This window comes from Thalassospira sp. UBA1131 (genome assembly GCF_002311515.1).
Classification (GTDB): domain Bacteria; phylum Pseudomonadota; class Alphaproteobacteria; order Rhodospirillales; family Thalassospiraceae; genus Thalassospira.
Genome location: NZ_DCAO01000069.1, coordinates 9,375 through 15,398 on the forward strand (window position 1 = coordinate 9,375; position 6,024 = coordinate 15,398).

Genomic DNA, 6,024 nt, shown 5'->3' on the forward strand with positions numbered 1-6,024 from the left:
TCGTTCTGGTCGGTGATCTTTGCGCGCGCAACTTCGATCACGTCAAACGGGCTTGCCGCATCCAGACCGTATTTGCGGATCAGTCCCAGCATTTCTGCGGTGATCTGATCAAGCTTCTTGCGGGTGTCGCTATAGGAAAGCGTCATCAGATTGTCCTGTGTATCGAATGTGTTTGTTGGGCTGCTTATGCCTGTTTGTCGTTGGGCTTGCAAGCCCCGCAACGTTGAAAACAGCGCGTTTGGCGATACGAACTATACCAATTCAATTCGCCCCGCTTGAGGCATATCAAAGCACTTTTTCCGCGATCATGCATGGTTCACAAGCCCGCGAAACAGAACAAAAAACATCCTGGTTCGTCGGGTTTATTGAAGCCTATGCCATCGGGGAGTTACCATGCGCATCCTGTCTGCCTTCAACGCCATGAGCATTCGCAAACGCTTTATGTGGGCGTCCGCATTTGGCGTCTCTACTACTGTGATTATTGCGCTTTTGATGATGACTGTGGTCGAGGAAAAAGCCATGGATGAAAAGCTTCATCAGCTAAGTGAAAACGAGCTGACGTCGCTGCATGCGCTGATTGTCAACGTGATGGCCGCCCGCCCCGATGATGTCGACGATATCGGCATTCAGGTTTTCAACAACTGGTTTGACAGCCGCAATGGCGATTACCCGGGCGAACTCTGGTCCGCATGGGGACCGACCACCATGGCTTATATGGAAGAATTCGGCGAGAAACCGCTTAAAACCCCGCGCGACGAGATTGATATCGAGGCCATCGAAACCGGCAAGATGATTGGCCGCTATACCGACAATGGCACCTATCGCCTGTCGATGCCGATTGTGCTGGGTGAAACCAAGGGTGCGGATCGCGAAGTCTGCTTTAGCTGCCATGGCGCAATGGAGGCCGACACCGGTGACGTCATCGCCGTTCTGTCCTCAAGCCTCTCCGTCGCACCCGAACAGGAAAAAACCAACCGTATTCTGATCGGTATTGTTCTGGGTGGTCTGGCGATCGCGATTGCCACCATCATTGGTATGCGCGTTTTGCTGTCGCGTATTGTCACCGGGCCGCTTTCTGATCTGGGCAATGACATGAATGCGCTGGCTGATGGTAATACCAACTTTGAAATCAACGCCCTGTCGCGCCAGGATGAAATCGGCGAAATGGCGAAATCGGTTGATGTTTTCCGCACCAATGCGATTGCCAAAAAACAGATGGAAGCCGAACAAAAAGAAGAATCCAGACGCCGTGAAGAACGCATGCAAAGCCTTGAACGCCATATCGGCAGTTTCGAAGGCGCGATTGCGCAAATCGTCGGTGCAGTCTCGGCCTCGGCCGAACGCATGCAAACCACGGCACGCGGTCTTGTCGATTCAGCCGACCGGGCCAGCAAAAGTGCAACCACGGTTGCCGCTGCATCCGAACAAGCAACCGTCAATGTCCGTACTGTGGCCGATGCCGCCGACCATCTGTCTGAATCAATCTCCCAGATCGGGGAACAGGCACAGCAATCAACCCAGATTGCCGCCGAGGCATCGCGCGAAGCCGCCCAGTCGTCCGAAACCGTTCAGGGCCTGTCGGAAGTTGCCAACCGCATTGGTGAAATTGTTGAGCTGATCAGTGACATTGCTGGCCAGACAAACCTTCTGGCACTCAATGCCACCATCGAGGCCGCCCGTGCGGGCGAAGCTGGCAAAGGTTTTGCCGTGGTCGCGGCAGAGGTCAAGAACCTTGCCAACCAGACGGCCCGCGCAACCAACGAAATTGCCGAACAGATCACGGCCATTCAGGAAGAAACCGGCAAAACGGTCAGCTCGATCGGGGATATTTCGGATGTGATCAGCCGCATCACCGAAATGGTCAACACCATTTCGGCCGCGGTTGGCGAACAGTCCGATGCCACCGACGAGATCGCGCAGAATGTCGAACAGGCTGCCATCGGCACCCAGGAAGTCAGCAGCAATATCGAACGGGTCAGCAACACCGTCGCCGATACTGATCAGGCTGCCCATCTGGTTCTTGATGTTGCCGAAGAACTTGGGACGCTGTCCAACGATCTGCGTGCGCAGGTCGATCAGTTCCTTGCCGACATCCGCAGCAGCTAAGCGTATGCTCGCGCAGAAATCGTGCACCATTGACCGGCGGCAAGACAGTTGTTTTGCCGCCGGTTTTGGTTTTGGCAACCATCGGATGAACCGAACTTATGCCAGAAGTTGCGTTGATCACGCCCCCTGCATCTGCCCCCGGCCGACGTTATCGACTTTGAATTGAATAAAATTAACTTCAAAACAACGAAACGCGGGCCTATTCTTACGTAAAATAATAATATTCTTTGTTCTAATGTCTGGTGTCTTTGACACAGAAAAGCGCCATGTCGACGACCCGGGGGATTGTGGGGACAATGTCGTTTACGACGATTTTAGGCATTATGGTCGGCCTTGGCCTGTTTGTTGGGTCGATCTTTATTTCGACCGACAACTATCTGGTATTTTTAAGCCTTTCGAGTGCACTGATGGTGGTTGGCGGGACGCTGGCCGCGACATTTATTGCCTATGAGGCGCGCTATGTGCTGCTGGCACTCAGACTGATTTTCAAGATTTTCCGCGCCCCGCAAATGGGCCGTGGCCAACTGACCGGCGAAGTCGGCCGTGTGGTGAAATGGGGCTATCTGTTGCAGAAAAAGGGTATCAACGCCCTTGAACAGGAAGCCGAACGTGTCGGCAAGGACGAACCGTTTCTGGGCTGGGCGATGGAAGTCGTCATAACCGGCTATGATGGCGAGGAAACCGCCGAGATGCTTCACAACGCCATCGATAACGCCTTTAGCCGTAACCTGGTGCCGGTTGCTATCCTTAAGAGCATGGCCGCCGCCGCCCCGGCCTTTGGCATGATCGGGACACTGGTCGGCCTTGTCATCATGCTTGATAAAATGGCCGATGATCCAACCTCGTTGGGGGCCGGTCTTGCGATTGCGCTGATCACGACATTGTATGGCATTGTTGCCGCCCGGTTCTTTTTCCTGCCCGCGGCCAGCAAAATCCAGCAGCGCGAGGAAATCATGCGGTTTCGCAATTACCTGATCGCTGAAGGCCTGATCATGCTGGCCGATCGCAAAGGCCCGCGCGCCATTCAGGACAGGATGAATTCCTTCCTTGATCCGGCCATTCATTTCAATATCGACAAGTCGTCGAAGTAAGGGGATCGATCATGGCCCGCGGCAAGAGACGCCTGCAATACAAGGAAGAAGAACCGGTCAACGAGGATTGGCTTGCGACCTATGCCGATGCCATCACTCTTTTGATGGCGTTTTTCGTCATGCTGGTCAGCTTTTCCAAGGTCGAAATTCCGATGTTTGAAAAGGTCCAGGCTGGTATTGCCGAACAGATTGGCAAACGCGAAGTCGTGCGCCCGACACAGGTGCTTGAAACCGATCTGCGCGATGTCGTTTTCAACATGGCGCTGGACAGTGCTGTCAATGTGTCGACCGATGACGAAGGCATCCTGATGGAAATGGGCAGCGCGTCGTTCTTCCAACCGGGGTCGGCCAACCTGACCAATGATGCTGTCCTGTTTCTTAAGGATGTCGGGGATCTTCTGAAAGAACCACGCTATCTCGGTTTTCAGGTCGAAGTTTCCGGTCACACCGACGATAGCCCGATCAACTCACCGCGGTTCCCGACAAACTGGGATCTGGCGGCGGGTCGTGCCATCGCAGTTGTCCGCTTCTTTGCCGCCCTTGGCGTTGATCCCGACAGCAAACGCATGCGCGCCATTTCTTATGGCGACACCAAACCGAAATTGCCAAACCGCAATGATTTCGGCGAACCGATCCCGGAAAACCGCGAAGCCAACCGCCGGATTGAAATCCGTGTCTTCCCGAAATACTCCCGCGTGTTCTGAGACGTTCCCCTGTCACACCCCATAACTTGACGCCAACCCGGCCCGGAAATACAATTCATGGGCGCGCAGATGACACGAAAATTCATCCTGAGGTTATCACCGAGCTCAGCCTTCTTTTCTTTTGGCTTGGTCAGACGACCATCTGGTCTGCGCTGACACGTCAAACAGGAAGGTGGGAAATGAAACTCTCCAGAATTTTTCAAACCCTGACTGCCCTGATGATCCTCCCGTGTGCTGCTATGGCACAAACCAATCAAGCTTCCGAGCGCCCCAATATCCTCGTCATATGGGGCGATGATGTCGGAATGTGGAACATCAGCGCCTATCACCGTGGAATGATGGGTGGTAGCACCCCTAATATTGATCGCATCGCCAATGACGGCATGCTGTTCATGGATCATTATGCTCAGGCATCCTGTACGGCTGGTCGTGCGGCGTTCCTGACCGGCCAATATCCGATGCGTCTCGGACTTAGTACCGTCGGCATCCCGGGATCGCCCATCGGCCTGCAGGAAGAAGACCCGACACTTGCAGAAATGCTGCGTGAACAGGGTTATGCAAATGGCCAGTTCGGCAAGAACCACCTTGGCGACCTCGATGAACACCTGCCGACCAATCATGGCTTCGACGAGTTCTATGGCATTCTTTATCACCTGAATGCCGGCGAATATGTCGAACAGTACGACTATCCGACCGGCAGCAAGGTGGCCGAATACATCGCCCAGCGCGGTATTATTCATTCCCTGCATCAGGAAGACGGCACGCAATCCATCGAGGACCTTGGTAGTTTCGGGCGCGAACGGCAACGGACGCTTGATCAGGAAGTCCTCGAAGAGTCCAAACGGTTTATTCGTGATGCTGTGTCAGACGACAAACCATTCTTTGTCTGGCACAACACCACGCGCATGCATTACCGCACCAATCTGAGTCAGGAATATGAAGGTGTAACCGGCTACGGCCTTTATGCCGACGGCATGAAAGAGCTTGATGACGATGTCGGCGAGCTCCTCGACCTTCTTGATGAGCTTGGTGTGGCAGACAACACCATGGTCATGTTCTCCACTGACAATGGCGCGGCATCGAACAGTTGGCCCGATGGCGGCAACCAGCCGTTCCGCGGTGAAAAAGGCGTTGGCGGTTATGAAGGCGGGTTCAGGGTCCCCATGGCAGTCAAATGGCCCGGCGTTGTGCCCCCCGGCACCACAACCGGCGAATTCATGACCATGGAAGACTGGGTACCAACCATCATGTCGCAGCTGGGTGAGAAGGATCTCAAGGAAAAGCTGCTTGATGGTCACAAGATTGGTGATCGCAATTACCGTGTCCATCTGGATGGTTACGATCAAACCGATATCCTGACCCAGGATGGCCCAACCAAACGCAAGGAATTCTTCTATTTCACGGAAACGAAGTTCCACGGTTTGCGCTATGGCGATTGGAAATTCCTGTTTACCGAACAGGACCAATGGTTCAATGGGGTTACCAACAACCTGACCACTCCATTGATCACCAACCTGAAACTTGATCCGTTCGAGCGGTTCCACGACGCACGCGGTTTTGATGAATGGCAGGAAAACCGGTCATGGACCCTGGCGCCGGCAATTGGTGTGGTAAACAAGTTTTTCCAGTCGTTTGAGGAATATCCCCCACGTCAGGCCAGCTTCACGGTCGATGTCGACGAGATTGTCCAGGACATGCAAAGCGGCAATTCGCGCTAAGACAACTGGCTAAGCGTCCCTGCGAAGATCGCGGGGACGCGGCCTTGGGCTTTTTTGCGCGCAAACCCTCTATTCGATGTGCAAAACCATCTCATCGCGGGCAGCAAAGGCACCTGACCAGGTGGCGCGTGCCTTTTGCTCGATAATGGTCATCGCCGCATCATCATGTTCCGGATCGTGATGGAACAGTGCCAGTTGCTTGGCATTGGCGGCCCGGCACAGGCGAATACCTTCCTGCCATGTCGAATGCCCCCACCCGACTTTTTGCGGGAATTCTTCGTCGGTGTAAGTGCAATCGTAAATCACCAGATCGGCATCTTCGATGAAATCAAGAATGATCGGGTCCGGGGTCTCCGGATCATGTTCGGTATCGGTCACATAACACACCGCATTACCATCATACTC

The 6,024-nt window shown here is 54.1% G+C and carries 5 protein-coding genes; 4 read left to right on the forward strand and 1 reads right to left on the reverse strand.

Annotated features, from left to right (window positions below):
• Positions 1–393: 393 nt before the first annotated feature.
• The 4 genes from B3Z49_RS11045 to B3Z49_RS11060 all read left to right on the forward strand — a co-directional run bounded on the left by B3Z49_RS11045 (position 394) and on the right by B3Z49_RS11060 (position 5,619).
• Positions 394–2,106, forward strand: a complete 1,713-nt coding sequence (locus tag B3Z49_RS11045) for a methyl-accepting chemotaxis protein (protein WP_296990817.1) — start codon at positions 394–396, stop codon at positions 2,104–2,106.
• 296 nt (positions 2,107–2,402) lie between these two features.
• Positions 2,403–3,197 carry a motility protein A gene (locus B3Z49_RS11050; RefSeq protein ID WP_008890912.1) on the forward strand — a complete coding sequence of 265 codons (795 nt, stop codon included), beginning with the start codon at positions 2,403–2,405 and terminating at the stop codon, positions 3,195–3,197.
• Between the two features lie 11 nt (positions 3,198–3,208).
• Positions 3,209–3,901, forward strand: coding sequence for an OmpA/MotB family protein (locus B3Z49_RS11055; protein ID WP_064789516.1), 693 nt, complete (start codon positions 3,209–3,211; stop codon positions 3,899–3,901).
• Positions 3,902–4,080: 179 nt separating this feature from the next.
• Positions 4,081–5,619: an arylsulfatase gene (locus B3Z49_RS11060; RefSeq protein WP_296990819.1), complete on the forward strand. Its 1,539-nt coding sequence runs from the start codon at positions 4,081–4,083 to the stop codon at positions 5,617–5,619.
• A 69-nt stretch (positions 5,620–5,688) separates the two neighbouring features.
• On the opposite strand, the gene B3Z49_RS11065 is transcribed toward B3Z49_RS11060, so the two are convergent.
• Positions 5,689–6,024 (reverse strand): MBL fold metallo-hydrolase (locus B3Z49_RS11065; RefSeq protein WP_296990821.1); only part of this gene is annotated, 336 nt, incomplete at its 5' end.

Coding starts and splice junctions, on each gene's coding strand:
- B3Z49_RS11045 (WP_296990817.1), top strand. CDS start 394: ATGCGCATCCTGTCTGCCTTCAACGCCATGAGCATTCGCAAACGCTTT.
- B3Z49_RS11050 (WP_008890912.1), top strand. CDS start 2,403: ATGTCGTTTACGACGATTTTAGGCATTATGGTCGGCCTTGGCCTGTTT.
- B3Z49_RS11055 (WP_064789516.1), top strand. CDS start 3,209: ATGGCCCGCGGCAAGAGACGCCTGCAATACAAGGAAGAAGAACCGGTC.
- B3Z49_RS11060 (WP_296990819.1), top strand. CDS start 4,081: ATGAAACTCTCCAGAATTTTTCAAACCCTGACTGCCCTGATGATCCTC.